Consider the following 17,161-nt stretch of genomic DNA (forward strand, 5'->3'; position numbering starts at 1 on the left):
AATGCTGGAACTACCTCAAGCACGCAGGCTACGCGTGCGATTGAGTATCCGATGCCCTAGCCGTTCCGAAGTCTTCGGACCGCTCTCGGCCCGAACGCGCTGTAGAGTAGCTGGACCGGATCGCGCCCATCTACGCCATTCAGCGATCAGGAGCTCGCTCCGGAAAGCAGCTATACCTAAGCGCTGCCTATCGCACGCTATACGCATGACATTGCCGCGTAGGCAGCATTCGCAAGCGCACCGGCCTGGAATAGGAGACCCGGTATCGCGATCGTGATTGGGAAGACCAAATACTGTTCCTCCGGCTCCTTCGCCATCGGTTACATCAATAATGTAGACGTCATGGGTTCGCGGATCGATTGGGGAGGTCGCCTGAGCGCAGCAGGAGGATATTGTTGCGGACGACGTCGTTGTTCGGCTGCATTGCGGCAGCTTTCTGCAACTCGGCGAGGGCGCGTGTCCGATCCCCGCGCAGAAGGTAGGAATATCCGAGGTTGTTGATGATCTCGAACGTCGTGCCCTGAAGCTTGATGGCGTGATCGTAGGCGCGGTCTGCGAGGTCGAAGCGCTTGAGGTTGTCGTAAGCCGCCGCGAGGCCGAGCCACGCGTCGGCATCGTTGCCGTTCTTCTCCACCGCGCCGCGGAAATGTTGCTCGGCGAGGCCGCTGTTGCCGGCCGCAAGATCGAGCCGTCCGAGGCGGCTCAATTCATTCGAGGCGAGGGGCGCCACGTCGGGTAGTGGCGGCGCCGGGGCATCCACAACTGGCGCCGTCTCGCATCCGCCGAGCAGAGCCATGCCGCAGCATATCAAAATCAAGCCCCAGCGCGGCATCATCTCGCTCCGGCAGATCCGAACGCTTGGGCGCGATTGACGGCCGTCGGCATGGTTCCGCGTGGTCGACCTTGCACCGGAACACTCCTCATTTCGTTAACGGTCCCGCTGAGGAGGTCGTTCGCCGGCAGGCGGCGATAAAATGCGCGACATCGTCCTCTTGAGGCGCTGCACCACGCATCGACAGGCGATAAACATCGAGCTTTGTCAACAATGGGGGCGACGGCCCCCAGGATAGCAACAGATCGAGGTCTTGGGCGCCGGCGGCAAGCGTCGAGGCCAGGTGCATGACGGGATCATCGAGACGCGTCCCCGATCCATCCCCCACCAACGTGCTTGGAGCGGCCAGCTTGAAGCGCATGACGGCGCCGCCTTGCGTCCGGCCGTGGCTCACGGCCGTGATCAAGATCGAGCCACCGGCACCGCTCCCCGCCGCCTTGGCCATGCGGTCGGGGGGGAGCGAAACCCGCATGCGGCGGTCAGCAGCCGAGCAGGCGAGCAGAAACGAGACGTCGCCCGATCGCGGCCGCATGGGCGCGCTCCGCAGCACTACGACATCGGTTCCGAACGCCTCCAAAGACCAGGCACCTGGCGCGACCTGAACGTCCCAGGCGGCCGCGAACCCCGGGCCGATGCCCAGCAGCAGCCCGGCGATCCCGAACATTAAGAGTCTGACGCAAGCCACCGACATGTCAGAAGCCACCTGCGCCGCACGGGGCGCCGCGGCAATTGCCGACGAGTACGCCAGCCCTGCGACATCCCATCAGTTTGTCAATCGCATCGAGATCGACCCCACGGAGGCGTGGACACGAGGGTGGTGAAGCAAGTCTCGGCCCCATGGCTAAACAAGTGCCGGTCGAAACGGCTCATCGGATGTGCCGGACCATTCAGCACTTTGTGAGGCGGCCCATAAGCCTCGTTGCTGCCGGACTTCAATCGGCTGACACGAGCTGGACAACGTGACGGAACTTGCCGTCATCCTGGCCCGGGGTGAGCATGGCGACGAATTCGACCAGCGTCGCCCCGAGCTCGGTCGGCTCGGTGAGAAAGAACTTGGCCACGTGGCGGGACAGACTGCCGGCCGTGGCCCCTTCCGGGAAAGCCGCGCAATTCGCTAGCGAAAAGTAGAGGATACGCCGCCGTGCCGCGGTGGCAGGGCGGGCACCCGCGTAGCAGAACGGCGCCGGATGTTCGCGTGCGAGGCTCAAGGGGCCGGTGGTCGGTCCGCCGGTCGGCAGCGTGGTCGCGACCGCACCGAGCGAGCGGGTGTCGACCGGTGTGGTTTCGGCATCCCGCGTGAGGCCGAGCTCCGCCAGATACAGGTCGTAGCGGGTCGGGGCGTTGCGGAAGCGGTCGAGCAGCTCCACCCCCTTGTTGGCGTGATTCCAGGCCAGATATTCCTCGAGTGCGCTGCGCGGATCGAGACCGGTGCCGCCGACCGGCGGGGCGATCTTCCAGTCCCCCGTGCCCTGGTCCCATAATCCCGTCAGGCGGATGCCGCCGTAGGCCGAGTCCCTCGGAAGATGGTAGGGCGGGTTGATGTCGGCCCCTTGAGGGGGCGACACGCAGCTGGCGGGATGGCGCCCCTGAATGATGTCCGGCGCCGGCGGGAAGACAACCAGATCGGGGGCGATGGGGCCCGTGCGGCCGGCGTAATGATCGAAGCGCACGTTGATCGCCTCGTCATAATCCGCGGGGGCGATGTTGCGTCGCAGCGCCACTCCGTCGGCGTAGCAGAACCCCGGCGCGTCGTCGGCGAGGGTTCGCAAGACTTGCCGCGCATCCGATCTGTCCGGGCGGTCCAGCAAGCCGACGGAGCCCGCCACCGTATTGCCATCCATGCGCAGCAGGTATTGCTGTCCAGGCCGAGCCTTTGCCGCGAAGGCGGCAGGATCGGGGCTGCACAAGAGCGCGGGCGTGACGTCGCAAGCGAAATAATGCGACTCGGCCACCGCCCGGCGCAGGATCGGCTTCGCCCCTGCGCCCACGAGCTGGAGGAAGCTCGTCGTGAGCGTCGGGGCAATAGCCTGCACCTCCACGTATTCGGCGTCCGGACCACCCGAGTCGAGCAAGGTCGGGCCGCCGCGCTGGCGGAGGTCAGCGAGCGTGCGGGCGAAGCGGAACCTCAATCGCGGCTTGGCTTCGCCTCGCCAGGATGGCGCCGCCTCGTTGACCAGCGCCAGGGCCGCCGCCCGTGCGGCCGGGATCGCGGCCGCTGAACGGTCGAGCCGGTTCGCCGCCGCCAGGGCCGCCGCATCGGCGAGGTTGGCGGTCCGCGTATCGAGCGACACGAGGCTGAGGCCATCGAGCGCCAAGCCGACCAGAGCCAGCAGGGCCGGCACGGCGACCGCCATGAAGACGAGGATGAAACCATCCTGGCGGCCGAACACACATCGAAGAGACAAGCGCGGGCGCATCGGCCGCATCACCGGGTGCTCAGGCTTTCGCCGGGCAGGATTGCCGAGGCTGTGATCGGCAAGGCCTGCCCGAAGATGTCGCCCAGGAAGAGCGGATGGTAGGAAAAGCCGACCAAGCGGACCTCGACATCGACCGGCACGGGGCCAGGCCGGGCCGCATAGCCGAGGCCGTTGGTGGCATAGGACACTTCGATGTTCTCCGCGGTGGCGTCCGGCAGAACGGCTTTCACGGCGCGCAGAATCGGCTGGAGGCGTGCGGCCGAGAAGGTGAAGCCGCAGGCCTCACCCTTGCACGCGCAGCCGGCGCTCATCCCGCACCGAACCTGGAACCCGGGACAAGGACTACCTCCGCCATCGGCGGCGGGAAAACAGCGCAGCCCCGGCGTCAGCCCGTTCCAGAACCCCATGCTGTCGACGGGGTCCAATCCCGGTCCGATCGCGACAGGGCTCGACACCACGGCCTGGCGGGCCCCCAGTTGCACCGCCTTCACGGCGAGGCTGCGGGTCCAGACGTAGAAGCTCACCTCGGTCAGGCCGAAGACCAGCAACAGGACGATGGGGAGAACCAAGGCCGCTTCGACGAGGGCGGCGCCGTCCTCGTCCGTTGCGAGGTCATTCGCCAATGCGGGCCTCCTCGTCGACCGCGGTCACGGAGATCCGGGGCCCGAGGCCGGTGAAGCGCAGCAGATCGACATCGAGGCTGAGATTGGCCCGCATGGTGACCGTGGCGGCGTCGGGACGTGCCTCGGGCAAGATCGCCAGCGCGGTCGGCGCAATGCCGGTCAGGCCCACGATGGTGTCCCGCGCGATCGCCACGGCGCGCGCGACCCCGGGGGCGCAGATGCCGGCTTCGCAGCGCGGATCCGGCAGGCGTGCCAGGTAGCGGGCCCCGCCGCGCACACCCTCAATCATCGCGTGACGCACGAGGAGAACGCGTCCGAACTCGAAGGCGCCCCCTAACAGGGCCAGCAGGATGGGCAGCACCAGGGCAAATTCCAGGATCGCGGCGCCCGCCTCAGGCCCGGCGGGGTCGGGGCCCGTGTTGGACGGCGCAGGGTCGGCACCCCGCCTCACCGGCCGAACGCGCCCATCACCTTCAGCACGGCCGGAGCCAGCACGGCGATCAGCACCACGGGGAAGATGAACAACCCGAGCGGGATCGTCAGCTTGGGCGGCAAGGCGGCGGCCTTTTCTTCTGCGCTCGACATGCGCTTGTCGCGCATCTCGTCCGAGAAGGTGGTCAGCGCCTGCGCCACATCGGTGCCGAGTTCGATCGTCTGCTGCAACAGCGCCACAAAGGCGCGGGCTTCCGGCAGCCCAAGCCGTTCCGACAAGGATTTGAGGGCATCGCTCGTGCTTTTGCCAGCCCGCATCTCGCCCGCCATCAGGTCGAGGTTGGCCCGGAACGCCACCGCACCTTCTCCAAGCTCACGCGCCGTCCGGTCGAGCGCGGCCTCTAGGCTTAGGCCGGCATTGACGCAGACGACCAGCATGTCCAGGAAATCGGGGAAGATCAGGCGGTACTCGCCTTCGAGGCGCTGCTGCAGACGGCTGATGGCTGCCTTCGGCAGGTAATAGCCGACGGCGAAGAGCAGCAGCGCCAACACGACCCGACCCGGTAGCGCCCCGGACCCAAAGGCCAGCGGCGCCATCAGGAAGCCTATGAGGGGAAAACCGGCCAGCAGCGCCACCCGGATGACCGCGTAGGCCGACACGCTCGCAGGACCGAAGAAGCCAGCCCGGATGAGGGCGGCGCGCAACGTGCGCTGGGCTCGGGTGTCGAGCCCAAGACGCGCCGGATCGATGGCGAACCAGGGCTCTTGCGGGCCGGCGACATCGAGCGGCCCGGCCCGGCCCACGCTTGACAGAGCCTTGACACGGCGACCAACGCGCTCCCGCTCGCCGAGCGCCTGCAAGCCGGCAAACACCAACAGGCCGACGCCGGCGAAGACCAGCAGCGTCACAAGGGGCAACACAACCGGAAGCTCCGCCATCCTCACACCTTGAAGTTCACGAGGCGGTAGATCACCAGATTGCCGGCGAGCAGGAGGCCGAGGCTGGCCGCCAGAATTGGCGTAGCGGCCGCGCTCTTCCAGAACTCGGCGTAATAGGATGCGCTGACCAGGTTGATGAGGCCGAACAGCGCCACAGGCAGCACGCTCAAGGCATAACCGCTGAAGCGGCCTTCCGCCGATAAGGCCCGCACGCGACGCGACAAGCGGAAGCGCTCGCGCAACAGGCGCGACAAGCGCGACAGGATCTCGCCGAGGTTGCCGCCGGTCTGGTGCGCGATGGCGGTGGCGGCCACGAAGAAGCGCAGTTCGGGATAGCCGACCCGCTCCGACAGGTTGTCGAGTGCCTCGCTGAGGCTACGGCCGTAGTTCACCTCGTCGACCACTAGCGCGAATTCGGGGCCGGCCGGAGCCGGCATCTCGCGGGCCACGAGGTTCAACGACACCGACAAGGGGTGGCCGGCCCGCAGGCTGCGCACGATCACGTCGATGACATCAGGCAATTGCTCGCCAAACCGCGCCAGGCGTCGGGCCCGCCGTAGGCGCAACCAGCCGCCAAGAAGCAGCATCGCCGTCAGGAGGGCGGCAAGGCCTCGCAGGGCTGACCCCGGCACGGGCAACATCACGAAACCGGCGAGCGTCAGGCCGGCAACGATCAGCGTCAACATAAGGGGCGACAAAGCCGTGCCCGATTGCACCACCAGGCGGGCGACCGCGCGGAAGAGGCCGATGCGCTCCCAGCGCGACACGCGGCGTTGCAGATCGGCGGCCCCTTCTGCGGGCAACGTCGGATCCAGCGAAGCGAACCGCCTTTGACGATCCCGGCGCGTGCGCTTCCACCCCCCAAGACCGTGCTGCAGCTGCTGGGTCGCGACCGCGACCAGCGCGAAGACCAGGACCGTGATGAGCCAGAAGCCGTTCATCGCTACAGGTTCGCGCGCGGATCGAAAGCCAGGGACGGCACCTCGATGCCCTGGGCCTTCAACTCCGCAAGGAAATGGGGGCGCACGCCGGCGGCCCGGAAATGGCCGACCACGTTGTTGGCCGCATCGACGCCCTCGCGCGTGAAGCTGAAGATCTCCTGCATCTGGATCACCTCGCCTTCCATGCCGGTCACCTCGGCGATGCTGGTCACGCGGCGCCTACCGTCCGGCATGCGCTGCAGTTGCAGGATCAGCTGGATACCGGCGGCGATCTGGCCGCGGATGGAGGCGGCCGACATGTTTGCAGCCGCCATGCCGATCATCTGCTCGATGCGTCCGAGGGCGTCGCGCGGCGTGTTGGCATGGATGGTGGTCATCGACCCTTCGTGACCCGTATTCATGGCCTGCAGCATGTCGAAAGCCTCCTCGCCGCGGCACTCGCCGAGGATGATGCGGTCGGGCCGCATCCGGAGGGCGTTCTTCAGAAGCTCCCGCTGCCGGATCTCGCCGCGTCCCTCAACGCTCGGTGGGCGGGTTTCGAGGCGCGCCACGTGAGGCTGCTGCAGCTGCAGCTCGGCCGCATCCTCGATGGTGATGAGGCGCTCGCCCGGCGAGATGTAGGACGACAGCGCGTTCAGCATGGTGGTCTTGCCCGAGCCCGTGCCGCCGGAGACGATTACCGAAATGCGCCCCCGCACCGCCGCCTTCAGCAGGTCCGCCATCGCGGGCCGCAACGCCCCGAGTTCGACGAGCCGATCCATGGAGATCGGCCGCTTGGCGAATTTGCGGATGGACACCAAGGGACCGTCAACCGCGACCGGCCGGATCGCGACGTTGACGCGTGAGCCGTCGGGCAGACGCGCATCCACCATGGGCGATGATTCATCCACGCGGCGGCCGACTGCCGACACCATCTTATTGACGATGCGCAGCAGGTGGCTTTCGTCCTTGAACCGCACGCGGCTCAATTCGAGCTGCCCGTTGCGCTCGACATAGACCGACATGTGGGCATTGATCAGGATGTCGGTGACGGTCGGGTCCTTGAGCAGCGGCTCGATCGGCCCGAGGCCAACCATCTCATCCAGCACCTCCGCCGCGAAGGCCTCGAGCTCGCGCTGGTTGAGGGCGAGCCGCTCCCGCAGCACATGGTCCGCCACGAAACGCGTGACCTGCCGGGCGAGGTCGTCGCTCGACACGCGATCGATCAGGGAGAGGTTGAATTCATCAATGATGCGGCCGTGCAGTTCCACCTTAGCGTCGATGAGGGCGTCGCCGGCGGACTTGCTGACCTCCTTGGGGAGGCTCGGCGCAGGTGACGGAGATGCCCGCGGCGGTGCGGGCTCAGGCTCGGCCAAGGACACCGCGGGGGCGGTAACCGGCCCCCGCCAGCGATCGGAGAAGCCGGCCTTCATGCCACGGCCTTGCGTTTCGTCGAGGCTGGCGGACCGCTCCGTGCCGCCACCTGGGCGAGGTCGGTCACGGCTTCGACCCATTCGGCGATCCGCTTCATGTCCTTGGCGGCCTTGCTGCCGGCGGCCATCTCGAACAAGGGGCGGCCGAGGTCGAGGGCGCTCATGGTCGCCTTGTCGTCGCGACGCACTGTAAAGGTGGTCCGCTTGGCGAGCGGACGCTCGATGACGTCGCGGCGCGCGACGCGTCCCAGAAGATCGGCCTCGACGGCATTCACGGCAACAGCGAGCTTCTTGTCGGGGACAGCCAGCCCGTCGAGGTGGAGTAGGAAGGCGGCGATTTTGCGTAGGGCGGGAACGCTCTCGCCCGTGCTCAAGACGATAGCGTCCGACCCTTGAAGCAGGGTGTCGCTCCAACTCATCGACTGGCTCGGCAGATCAAGCAGGATGACGTCGTAGCGATCGGAGACGGCATCGAGGAACGTGAAAACGATCTCCGGGCTGACCGCGTCGAGTCCAATGCGATTGGGCGGGCTTGCGAAGATGTCGAGCGTCGCACCCCGGCGGCTGGTGAAGATGTCGATCAGCTGCTCGTCGAGCCGCTCGGGTCGGCCGACGATTTCCGCCACATCGAAGCGTGGCTCGACATCAAGCGCGTCCGCCACCGAGCCGCCCTGCAGGTTGAGGTCCAGAATGGCAACCCGCATGCCGCCCCGCTTGCGGCGCGACGACAGGTAGGCCCCCACCTCGATGAGCAGCGTCGTGTTTCCGACCCCTCCCTTGACGGGCAGAAAGCTGACCACCTTGGCGGTTCGCCCCGCCACGGTGGCGCTCGTCAACCGCGCCACAAGCTCGCGCATTTCGTCCCGGCAGTCCCGCCAGGTGATCCATTCCGCGAAACTGGTCCGGACGAGGCGCTTGTAGTCGCCCGACGCAACCTCGTCGGACAGATAGGCCACGAAGGCATGCCCATTCTGTTCGCGCGCGAAAGCGATCACAGGATCGATAGCCTGCCGGTGCCCAGGAGTGTCAGGCACCAGCACGAGCGGATGGGCGGCTTCGCCGAACCGCTTGTCGGCCACAAGATCCGCGAAGTCGCGAACATCGATGCAAGGAAGATCGAGTTCACGCGTGGTCGCAATCAGCGCCTCATAATATTCGCTGTCGCGTCCTGGACCTAAGATGAAGCACTGCACTGAATAGCCCTAGCGGCACGAATGTAAACGATCGCTCGGCCTGACCCCATTGAGCATAGCGCGGATCAACGCTCAGCTGATACCGTGTAGCTTTCGGTCTTCGACCCGTTGCGGATCACGTTCACGACAGAGCTGCCCGGCTTGGTGGCAGGGGGCGTCGGCGGTTTGCCAAACCCCATGCTTGACTGCGGCGCGGCGAGCGATCGGAGCCGGGCGTCCATATCGGCCATCTTCTGTGCGGCTGCGCGCTCAGCCTGAGCGCGTGCGGCGTCATCGGCGGCCTTTATGTCGGCAAGGCGCTTCTCCATTTCGGCAAGCTTGTCCCGGGCCGCCTGGCCGTCGCCACCGAGATCATTGACCGTGACCCTGGCGGTCTTGTTCTCGTCGGCGGTGTTGGGCTGGCGCAGCACTAACGACAAGCGGCCAATCTCTTCGGCCAGCACGACCTTCTGAGCCTGATTGACGGTAAGCTCCAGCGTCACGGCCCTGGCGACCGTGGGCTTGTCCTGGCGCTCATCGGCCAGTTGGTCGATCGCTAAGACCTTGACGTTCTGCAGCAGCATGTCGGCGAAGGCCGCAGCGTCTTGCCCGCCACCGGCTCCCCGGGTGGTGATCACGTCGACACGGTCGCCCGGCAGGATGAAGCCGGCGACACCGCGAACCTCATCCACCCGCACCGTCACGGCGCGCATGCCTTCATCAAGCTGAGTCGACAAGGTCGCGCGCTGGTTGGGGCCGGTGACGCGTTGCTCGAGGATCGGTTCGTCGCGCTGCATCGACACTAATGCCAGGCGACGTCCATCCTTGATCAGGTCGCCGGCTTTGGCGAAGGATCCGGACAGCGGATCCGCCGATTTCCATGGCACCTCTTGCAGGTTATCCAGCGTCAGCGCCGCCCCGAACGCGATCGGCTTCTTGGCCACCACGATGGTGGTGGTCAGGCCGGCCCGCTCGGATCCGGCCGCCATGTTGATCAAGACCGCTCGCACCAGAAAGGCCGCGATCGCGCCCATGACCAGCGCGACCAAGAGAGAGACGCGCGTCGCGGACGTCACTGATCGCAGGCAGCCGACGGGGTCGCGATCTTGCAGCTGATGCGGTTGAACTGCGCGTTGATGTTGGTGCCGACCGACGAAACGCCGACAATGGCCACAAGGGCGATCAGCGCCACCAGCAACGCATATTCCACCATGGCGGCTCCCAACTCATCGCGCAGGAGCCGTGTAAGGAATTGTTTCATTGTTGGATGCCCTGGTACGCGACGATGCCGACGAGCGCCCCCACTCGAAAGGTGAGGATTTCCTTAACGCTCCAACGTGTCAACCGTTGGGCCGCGGAAGGGGCACTGGCCCGTCGAGCCAAACCGCGAGCACCATGAAGGCCAACCAGGCGACCGCGATGCTGGGGCCGAACGGGATCTCCAAACCTTGCGCCTTGCGCCGGGCCGGCCACCCCGCAAAGCGCGCCCCCAGCACATAGACGATCGCGCAAGGCAGGAGCAGGATCGAATAAAGCAGACATCCCTCGGGACCCGTCCACAGCAGCGCAGCCGCGAGAAGCTTGGCATCGCCTCCCCCCATGAGCCCAACGGAAAACAAGCAGGCCAGAACGGCAAAGCCCGCTGTCGCGAAAAAGCCGTGCGAAACCAGCAGGTCAAAGCGGTCTGCCATCCCGCAGGCCAGCACGAAGGCCAGGATCAGGCATCCCACCCATCGATTGCGGATGCGATAGCGGCGGAGATCATCGACCATGATCCAGATCAGGAGGAGACCGACACCACTGGCCATGAACGTCGACACCACGTCGAAGCGATCCCGGCGTTATTTCAGCGCAGGAACTGGCGATGCGTTCGGCACAGCCGCCGCGGTGCCGCTTGTCGGGTTATTGTAGCGCTCCATCGCATGCTGCAGACGCTCGCCGCTGGTGGTCAGCCCGTCCTGAAAGGCCGCTGCCGGCCAGGGATCGATGACCTGCTTGGCGATGTCACCCGCGATGGCATCCCCCGATCCGGGCGACAGGGTGTCGCGATGCGCCAGATAGGTTTCCGAACACGACGCGGCCGGCAGCGCCGTGAGCACCAGCAGTCCGAGGGTTGAGCCGAGGCGTCGTCGCGGCAGCTTCACTTCAGAACCGTATCAGGATCGGCAGCCAAAGCCGCGCTTTCATGGGGTGCCCGCAGAATGTGCCCATAGGGCCCGATGATCTGATGCCTGGATGTGACGACGGCGCGTGGGTTGCGTGCGATCTCGGTGCGGCCATCGACGAAAAGGTCGTAGTCATTCGCCGGGATTGTGGTGTCGAGCGGCGAGGCCAGCGGGTTGTTGGGCTTCACGGGCTTGACCAGTTCCGGCGTGACGATCACCACCAGCTCGGTTTCGCTCGCCTGATATTGCGTGCTGCGAAAGAGAGCGCCAAGCACCGGAACCGATCCGAGCCAAGGCAACTGATCGATCGTGCGGTTGGACGACGTTTGCAGCAGCCCCGCGATGGCAAAGCTCTGACCATCGTGCAGGTCCACGCTCGTTTTAGCGCGGCGCTTCGTCAAGCCCGGAACCGAAATCCCTCCACCGACTGCGACCGCCAGGCTCGGGTCGATGTTGCTCACCTCGGGCTCGAGGTCCAGGTGGATCTGCCTGTTTTTAAGGACGGTGGGCGTGAAGCTGAGCTTCACCCCGAATTCCTTGTAGGACACGGTGATCTGCGGTGACCCGTTGGTGGTCTGGTTGGCGATGGGGATCGGGATTTCGCCACCGGCCAGGAACTCAGCCTTCTCGCCCGAATTTGCGATCAAGTTCGGCTCGGCCAGGCTGCGCAGGAGGCCGCGGCTCTCGAGAGCACTGATGAACACATCGATCTGACTGCCTCCGCCACCGAAGGATTGAACGATGGTCCCGAAGGGCACGGAGCCGCTGGTCGCTGCGCTGAGGGCCGTGCCGAGCGTGCCGGTCAGGAGCCCCGTCGTGGTGCTGGAACCGCTGACGCTCGTGGAACTCCCGGAAACGCCCGACGAGATGATCGAATTGCGGCCGGCGGACTGAAACCGGACGCCGAGTTCACGATCGGCGTTGCGGTTGACCTCGACGAACCGGACTTTCAGCATCACTTGCTGGGGCGACCGCACCTGGGTGAGGTTCACTGTCCCGGGCGGCGCGACCTGCATGGCGCGGTCGACAGCGGGCGCATCGTCGGCAAGGCCACCAAGCAGCACCCGGTCCCCCTGGCTGTCGACCGTGAGATGGGCTTCGCCAGTGCTTTGCCGTACCTGCGAGGCGATCGCCTGAACGTCGGGCCGCACTTCGACGTCGACAAGACCGACAAGCCGCTTATCGCCATCCAGGATCGACACATTGGTTGTGCCGATTTTCTTGCCCAGCAGGTAGATCGTCTTGTCGCTGAGCGGAACCACATCGGCGATATCCGACGATCCCACCAGAACATCTGCGAAGGGTGCCGCAAGGCGGATCGTTTGCGACTTGTTGAGGGTCAGCTTGACGCGGCTCAAGACCGCATTGCCCCCGGTGCGCGGAAGTGTCCGCACCTGAGCCTGGCTCGGCTGAGCCGCCGCGACCGCAAGAACTGCGACAAGGAGGCCGAAGCGACGGATGACGCTTGTCGGCAGCTTGATCGAACACCTCGTCAGCTGGCCGCGTTGTTTTATTCTCAAGCATCTGCTCCCGCCCGCGGCGGCGGGTTAATGAGAGGTTAATGCAGGCCGGGGGCGAGGGATAGCGGCTTTTCCAAGCCATCGTAGACGCCATGGGGACAATGCGGCGGCCTTGCCCTAAAGCATGGTGACCGGAGTCGGTGGCTTGGTTGTCTTGTGACCGGCCCTATGGTCGGCAATGGGCGTCGGTTCGCATGGGGGCCAGGATCTCAACGATGAAGTGGTCGGCTGCCAAGTCCCTGTTGTCCCGCCTGCCGCGACGGACCTCGCGTGCCGACCTGCCCCCGCTCCATCCTGTGCCAGAGCCCGGCCCGGTTGTTCCCGACGATGCGCTTCTCACGCATGGCCTGTTCGATGCCGAATGGTACCTGTTCCGTTATCCTGAAGTGGCCCAATTCGGCGCCCATCCGGTTGTTCACTTTCGCCAGTTTGGCTTTACCGAAGCGCGCGATCCGTCCCCCTATATCAGCCTGCGCAGGGTTTTCACCGCCGATCCCGGAGCGCGGGACGCGGCCGTGGATGATGTGATGGAGCGCTTGCTGACCGCTCCGCTCGCCGAAAGGGAAGCGTTGCTGCCGGAGGACGGCCCGTCCTTCGAATACCTGCTCCAGCACCACGGCCTCTTCGATGAAGCGTGGTACGCGGCCCGGAACCCCGATCTTACGGGGAAGAACGTTCGGTTGCTGGAGCACTTCGTTGCCAATGGAGCGAATGAGCTTCGAGACCCGGGACCGCTGTTCGACTCGGAATTCTATCGGTCGACCTACCCTCATTATATCGAGCGCTATGCCTCAGCGATCGAGGATTATGTCCGGATCGGCGCGCGGCGGGGCTATGCGGCCATGGGTGCCCCCAGGTACAGGCGCTGGATCGACGCGTTCGACACCCTGACGCCGGCCGATATTTCACGGTTAAAGGACGAAGCCGAGGCCCTGCCGTGCCGCATCGTGGCGGTGCACGTGGTGACCGCGGCCGGTTGCGATCACATCGCAGCGATCGTCGCCGCCTGGAGCGAGCGCGTCGATGCCGCAACGCCGGTCTACCTGCTTCGCGGCGCCGATGTGGGGGGCGCGGCTTGGCACAACTGCGTCGCGGTTGCGCAGGGGAAGCCCAGCATCGTGGCTTCCGAGACCGCGGAGATCCTTTCCGCCATCGCGCCAGGCACCGTAATGCTTCTTTGCGGCGGCCCCGTCCTGGTTCGACCGCATGCGGCGAGCCATTTCGCGGCCATGCTGAAACAAACGGGAGGCACGGCCGCTTACTGCGACCATGACAGCTTGGAAGCGTCCGGCGAGCGCGTCGAGCCGAGCTTCCAGCCCGATATGTCCCCGGCGTTCATGCGGCAGCAGCCTTATGCTGGTCGTTTGATCGCCGTCGTAATGACGGATCGCGGCAGGGCCGGCCTTCTTGATGCCATTGTCAGCGCCATGGCGGGAGCCATCGAAGAGGCCTGGGCCAGAGTGTTGTTGGCGGTTGAGCCGGGAGGCGTTGCTCACGCGCCATTCATCCTCTTCCATGACATCGCAGAACCTAAGAGCGCCGCGCGACGCTGGCCATCGGCCGTCGATGACCTCACCTCAACGGCCGCCGTCGACGCCACGCTTCCCCGCGTGTCCGTCATCATCCCGACGCGAGATCGCGTGGAGCTGCTGCGGGCGTGCCTCGACAGCTTAAGGACGGAGAACGACTATCCGGCCGATCGGATCGACTATGTCGTAGTCGACAACGAGTCCCAAGACCCCGAAACTTTGGATTACCTGATTGGACTGGCAACCCAGGAAAGGGTCAGCGTCATCCGGGCCCCTGGCGACTTCAATTTCTCGGCCATCTGCAACGCCGGTGCCAGGCAAGCCAAGGGCGAGATCCTGGTCTTCCTCAACAACGACATGACGGTGAACCGCAGTGACTGGCTGTCCCAATTGGTCGGTCAGGCCCGTCAGGCGGATGTGGGCCTCGTGGGCGCCCAGCTGCTGTTTCCTGATGGATCGGTGCAGCATGGGGGCGTGGTGCTGGGCATCCAGGGTGTTGGCGCACATCGCAACGCGACGGCCGATGTCGGGCCTGTCGGAGCGATGGGCCTGACGCGTGAGACCGTCGCGGTGACGGGCGCCTGCCTTGCCATGAGGCGCACGATCTTCGAACGGTTCGGCGGCTTCGATCCCGTGCTTCGCGTCGCCTTTAACGATGTGAAGCTTTGCGTGGCGGCCCATGAGGCCGGGTTTCGCAACATCTGCATCGGCGCGCCGCTGCTGTTCCATCACGAATCCAAGTCGCGCGGCTTCGACGACACCCCTTTCAAACGGCACCGCAACGCGCGGGAGGCGATCTATGTGCGGGAGCGGCACGATGCCGTGTTTCGCGATGATCCGTTCTATTCGCCCAACCTGTCGCTCCAGGCCGTCGACGTGCTTGGCACGCCGCCCCGTGTGGTTCGTCCATGGCGGCGTTCGTCGGCGGGTCAGCGGCGCGCGCTGCTGCTCAGTGCGCATCATGGCATTGGGTTCGGGGTTGCCGTGGTGCTGCAGCAGCAGGCGGCTTTCCTGCGGGCGCGCGGCTGGGTCGTGCTGGTCGGTGGCCCCCGGCGACCCCGGGAGATGGATTATGAGGGATGCGTCCGCGTCGACGTGTGGACGGCCGAGGCCGCCGCGAGCCTCGCGGTCTCGGAGGGCATCGATGTGGTGGTGGCCCATACGGATCCCTTCTTTTCAGTGGGACGGTTTCTTGGTGCCTTCCCGTTGCTGTATTTCACCGATCATGGCGAACCCCCGCCGCGCTTCTTCGCGGATGCTGCGGAGCGTGAAGGGGTGGATTGGGAAAAGCGGTTCTGTGCCCCGATGGCGCGACGCGTCTTCGCCATCTCGGAAACCATCAAGGCAGGCCAGTTCCGGGCCGACGCGCTCGTCCTGCGCAACGGCAACTCGCACCTGTCGTCCTGGTCGACGGACTGGGAGAAGCGTCGTGCCGATGTGCGTTCCCGGCTCGGGCTGACAGGCCAGTTCGTGGTTCTGAACGTTTGCCGCTTCGGCGCGCAGGATCGTATCTACAAAGGCGTGAACCATTATGCCGAGATCGCCTCCGATCTTGGGTTTCTTCATCCGCAGACCGCGCTGGGGGTCCGGTTCATCCTGGCCGGACGCGGCGATGAGGACGACATCGCCGAGATGCGGGCCATGGGTCTCGACGTTCATGCCAACCCATCGGATGCAGCCCTCGCCGAGCTTTACGCCGCCAGCGACCTCTACATGAGCTTCTCGCAATGGGAGGGCTACAACCTCGGCATCGGCCAAGCCATGGCTATGGGCCTCGATGTGATCGCATCCGACATCGCGGCTCACCGCGAGTTCGGCGTGGAGGTGTCCGACAGCATCGCGCAGACCTGCGCGTCATTGACACGACGGATGGCGGCTTGGACCGAGGACGCCACTGACCGAAAGGCCGTGATCGATCCATGGACGACGCCCCTCGCAACGATGACCGATCTCATCGAAGCCGATCTAGCAGCCGTATCATCGTAGTTCGAACCACCTCAGAGTGACGATCATCAGACGCCGATACGTGCGGCGAAGATGAAAGTTTCGGTCAGCCTGCGGTAAGATTGAAAAATATTGTCGGCGGCGATGGCTTCGGGCGCAAGTATTACGCTTGCCAGCATTTGTGGTTTCTATAGCCTTAACGATGCGACATTAGGCCGATCGTTTGCTGATTCGATGATCGGCGCGATGAGGCTGAACTTTGCTTATTACAAACGAATTCAAAGGAACGCCCATGTCCGATCAAGCAGCAAGCGATCGACGCGATAGCGCGTCCACTTCCAAACCAGCGTTCGACTTCACCGCAGGACGCCGTGCCTTTATCCAATCCCTTGGGCTAAGCGTCGCGGGGGCTGCAGTGTTCGGCGTTGCTGGCGGTAAAGCAGCCTATGCGCAGACGTCCGGAATGTCCGTCGATCAGGAAGTCTTCAACTTCGCGCTCAATCTCGAATATCTCGAGGCGGAGTTCTATCTGCGCGGCTCGACGGGCCAGGGCCTCAGCGACAGCGAAGTGACCGGCCTGGGCACACTTGGCGCGGTATCGGGCGGCCGTCAGGTCACGTTCGACACCCAGGTCGTTGCGAATTACGCCAACGAGATTGCCCGCAACGAGCGCGCTCACGTGAATTCGCTCCGTTCAGCCTTGGGCAGCTCCGCCGTGGCTCGCCCGGCGATCGACCTCGGGTTCTCGTTCACGCTCGCCGCGCGGGCGGCGGGTCTCGCAGGTCCGAATGATACCTTCGATGCTTTCGCGAGCGAGACGAATTTCCTGCTCGCAGCCTTCATCTTCGAGGACGTGGGCGTCACCGCCTACCATGGTGCAGCAACGCTGATCAAGGATCCTGCCAATCTGGCCGGCGCGGCTGGGATCCTTGCTGTTGAGGCCTACCATGCCGGTATCATCCGGACGATTCTGTACGGAAAGGGCTTGTTCAGCCAAGCGCAGGCGATCTCGGACGCCCGCGACTCGCTCGACGGTTCGGACGACCTCGATCAAGGGATTGGCGATGCCACGACGTCGAACCTCGTGCCTGTCGATGAGCGGGGCATCGCGTTCCAGCGTACGACGACGCAAGTTCTGAATATCGTCTATCTTAATCCCAACACCCAGCCGACAGGGTTCTTCCCCAACGGGCTGAACGGCGACATTCGGTAACACCTGCGTAAAACAAGAAAGG

The 17,161-nt window shown here is 65.1% G+C and carries 16 protein-coding genes and 1 pseudogene; 2 read left to right on the top strand and 15 right to left on the bottom strand.

Annotated features, from left to right (window positions below):
• Positions 1-340 precede the first annotated feature (340 nt).
• The 15 genes and pseudogenes from P7D22_RS11145 to P7D22_RS23475 all read right to left on the bottom strand — a co-directional run.
• Complete coding sequence (locus P7D22_RS11145) at positions 341-796, bottom strand: tetratricopeptide repeat protein (RefSeq protein WP_319934305.1); 456 nt, start codon at positions 794-796, stop codon at positions 341-343.
• A gap of 124 nt (positions 797-920) precedes the next feature.
• Complete coding sequence (locus tag P7D22_RS11150; RefSeq protein WP_319934306.1) at positions 921-1,496, bottom strand: hypothetical protein; 576 nt, start codon at positions 1,494-1,496, stop codon at positions 921-923.
• 268 nt (positions 1,497-1,764) lie between these two features.
• Positions 1,765-3,237 (bottom strand): pilus assembly protein TadG-related protein, encoded by a 1,473-nt coding sequence (locus P7D22_RS11155; RefSeq protein ID WP_319934307.1) that lies wholly within the window; start codon positions 3,235-3,237, stop codon positions 1,765-1,767.
• A 20-nt stretch (positions 3,238-3,257) separates the two neighbouring features.
• Positions 3,258-3,872 (bottom strand): TadE/TadG family type IV pilus assembly protein, encoded by a 615-nt coding sequence (locus P7D22_RS11160; protein ID WP_319934308.1) that lies wholly within the window; start codon positions 3,870-3,872, stop codon positions 3,258-3,260.
• The gene (locus P7D22_RS11165) at positions 3,862-4,323 is read right to left on the bottom strand and encodes a TadE/TadG family type IV pilus assembly protein (RefSeq protein WP_319934309.1); all 462 of its coding nucleotides are present in this window, start codon (positions 4,321-4,323) and stop codon (positions 3,862-3,864) included. Before P7D22_RS11165 ends, P7D22_RS11160 begins: the two co-directional genes overlap by 11 nt.
• The gene (locus P7D22_RS11170; RefSeq protein ID WP_319934310.1) at positions 4,320-5,243 is read right to left on the bottom strand and encodes a type II secretion system F family protein; all 924 of its coding nucleotides are present in this window, start codon (positions 5,241-5,243) and stop codon (positions 4,320-4,322) included. Before P7D22_RS11170 ends, P7D22_RS11165 begins: the two co-directional genes overlap by 4 nt.
• A 2-nt stretch (positions 5,244-5,245) precedes the next feature.
• A complete protein-coding gene (locus tag P7D22_RS11175) occupies positions 5,246-6,184 on the bottom strand; it encodes a type II secretion system F family protein (protein WP_319934311.1) in 939 nt (312 codons plus the stop codon).
• A 2-nt stretch (positions 6,185-6,186) separates the two neighbouring features.
• A complete protein-coding gene (locus P7D22_RS11180; RefSeq protein WP_319934312.1) occupies positions 6,187-7,596 on the bottom strand; it encodes a CpaF family protein in 1,410 nt (469 codons plus the stop codon).
• Positions 7,593-8,789: an AAA family ATPase gene (locus P7D22_RS11185; RefSeq protein ID WP_319934313.1), complete on the bottom strand. Its 1,197-nt coding sequence runs from the start codon at positions 8,787-8,789 to the stop codon at positions 7,593-7,595. The genes P7D22_RS11180 and P7D22_RS11185 overlap by 4 nt, the downstream gene beginning before the upstream one ends.
• Positions 8,790-8,854: 65 nt before the next feature.
• Positions 8,855-9,817: a Flp pilus assembly protein CpaB gene (cpaB, locus tag P7D22_RS11190; RefSeq protein ID WP_319934314.1), complete on the bottom strand. Its 963-nt coding sequence runs from the start codon at positions 9,815-9,817 to the stop codon at positions 8,855-8,857.
• A 23-nt stretch (positions 9,818-9,840) separates the two neighbouring features.
• A complete protein-coding gene (locus tag P7D22_RS11195) occupies positions 9,841-10,029 on the bottom strand; it encodes a Flp family type IVb pilin (RefSeq protein ID WP_319934315.1) in 189 nt (62 codons plus the stop codon).
• 79 nt (positions 10,030-10,108) lie between these two features.
• A complete protein-coding gene (locus P7D22_RS11200; RefSeq protein ID WP_319934316.1) occupies positions 10,109-10,591 on the bottom strand; it encodes an A24 family peptidase in 483 nt (160 codons plus the stop codon).
• An 18-nt stretch (positions 10,592-10,609) separates the two neighbouring features.
• On the bottom strand, positions 10,610-10,867 hold the full coding sequence (locus P7D22_RS11205) for a hypothetical protein (protein ID WP_319934317.1): 258 nt from the start codon (positions 10,865-10,867) through the stop codon (positions 10,610-10,612).
• 41 nt (positions 10,868-10,908) lie between these two features.
• Positions 10,909-11,949 (bottom strand): type II and III secretion system protein family protein, encoded by a 1,041-nt coding sequence (locus P7D22_RS11210; protein WP_319934318.1) that lies wholly within the window; start codon positions 11,947-11,949, stop codon positions 10,909-10,911.
• A 192-nt stretch (positions 11,950-12,141) separates the two neighbouring features.
• A pseudogene (locus tag P7D22_RS23475) lies at positions 12,142-12,327 on the bottom strand (pilus assembly protein N-terminal domain-containing protein); the annotation flags it as partial.
• Between the two features lie 341 nt (positions 12,328-12,668).
• Between P7D22_RS23475 and P7D22_RS11220 the strand changes: the two are divergent.
• A complete protein-coding gene (locus P7D22_RS11220) occupies positions 12,669-15,968 on the top strand; it encodes a glycosyltransferase (protein ID WP_319934320.1) in 3,300 nt (1,099 codons plus the stop codon).
• Between the two features lie 250 nt (positions 15,969-16,218).
• Complete coding sequence (locus P7D22_RS11225; RefSeq protein ID WP_319934321.1) at positions 16,219-17,139, top strand: ferritin-like domain-containing protein; 921 nt, start codon at positions 16,219-16,221, stop codon at positions 17,137-17,139.
• Positions 17,140-17,161 lie beyond the last annotated feature (22 nt).

The sequence above is a fragment of the Lichenihabitans sp. Uapishka_5 genome, assembly GCF_033947565.1.
Lineage (GTDB): Bacteria > Pseudomonadota > Alphaproteobacteria > Rhizobiales > Beijerinckiaceae > Lichenihabitans.

Bases quoted from the DNA above. Each gene is read 5' to 3' on its own strand.
- P7D22_RS11145 (WP_319934305.1), bottom strand. From the start codon at position 796: ATGGCTCTGCTCGGCGGATGCGAGACGGCGCCAGTTGTGGATGCCCCG.
- P7D22_RS11150 (WP_319934306.1), bottom strand. From the start codon at position 1,496: ATGTTCGGGATCGCCGGGCTGCTGCTGGGCATCGGCCCGGGGTTCGCG.
- P7D22_RS11170 (WP_319934310.1), bottom strand. From the start codon at position 5,243: ATGGCGGAGCTTCCGGTTGTGTTGCCCCTTGTGACGCTGCTGGTCTTC.
- P7D22_RS11175 (WP_319934311.1), bottom strand. From the start codon at position 6,184: ATGAACGGCTTCTGGCTCATCACGGTCCTGGTCTTCGCGCTGGTCGCG.
- P7D22_RS11180 (WP_319934312.1), bottom strand. From the start codon at position 7,596: ATGAAGGCCGGCTTCTCCGATCGCTGGCGGGGGCCGGTTACCGCCCCC.
- P7D22_RS11195 (WP_319934315.1), bottom strand. From the start codon at position 10,029: ATGAAACAATTCCTTACACGGCTCCTGCGCGATGAGTTGGGAGCCGCC.
- P7D22_RS11210 (WP_319934318.1), bottom strand. From the start codon at position 11,949: ATGCAGGTCGCGCCGCCCGGGACAGTGAACCTCACCCAGGTGCGGTCG.
- P7D22_RS11220 (WP_319934320.1), top strand. From the start codon at position 12,669: ATGAAGTGGTCGGCTGCCAAGTCCCTGTTGTCCCGCCTGCCGCGACGG.
- P7D22_RS11225 (WP_319934321.1), top strand. From the start codon at position 16,219: ATGTCCGATCAAGCAGCAAGCGATCGACGCGATAGCGCGTCCACTTCC.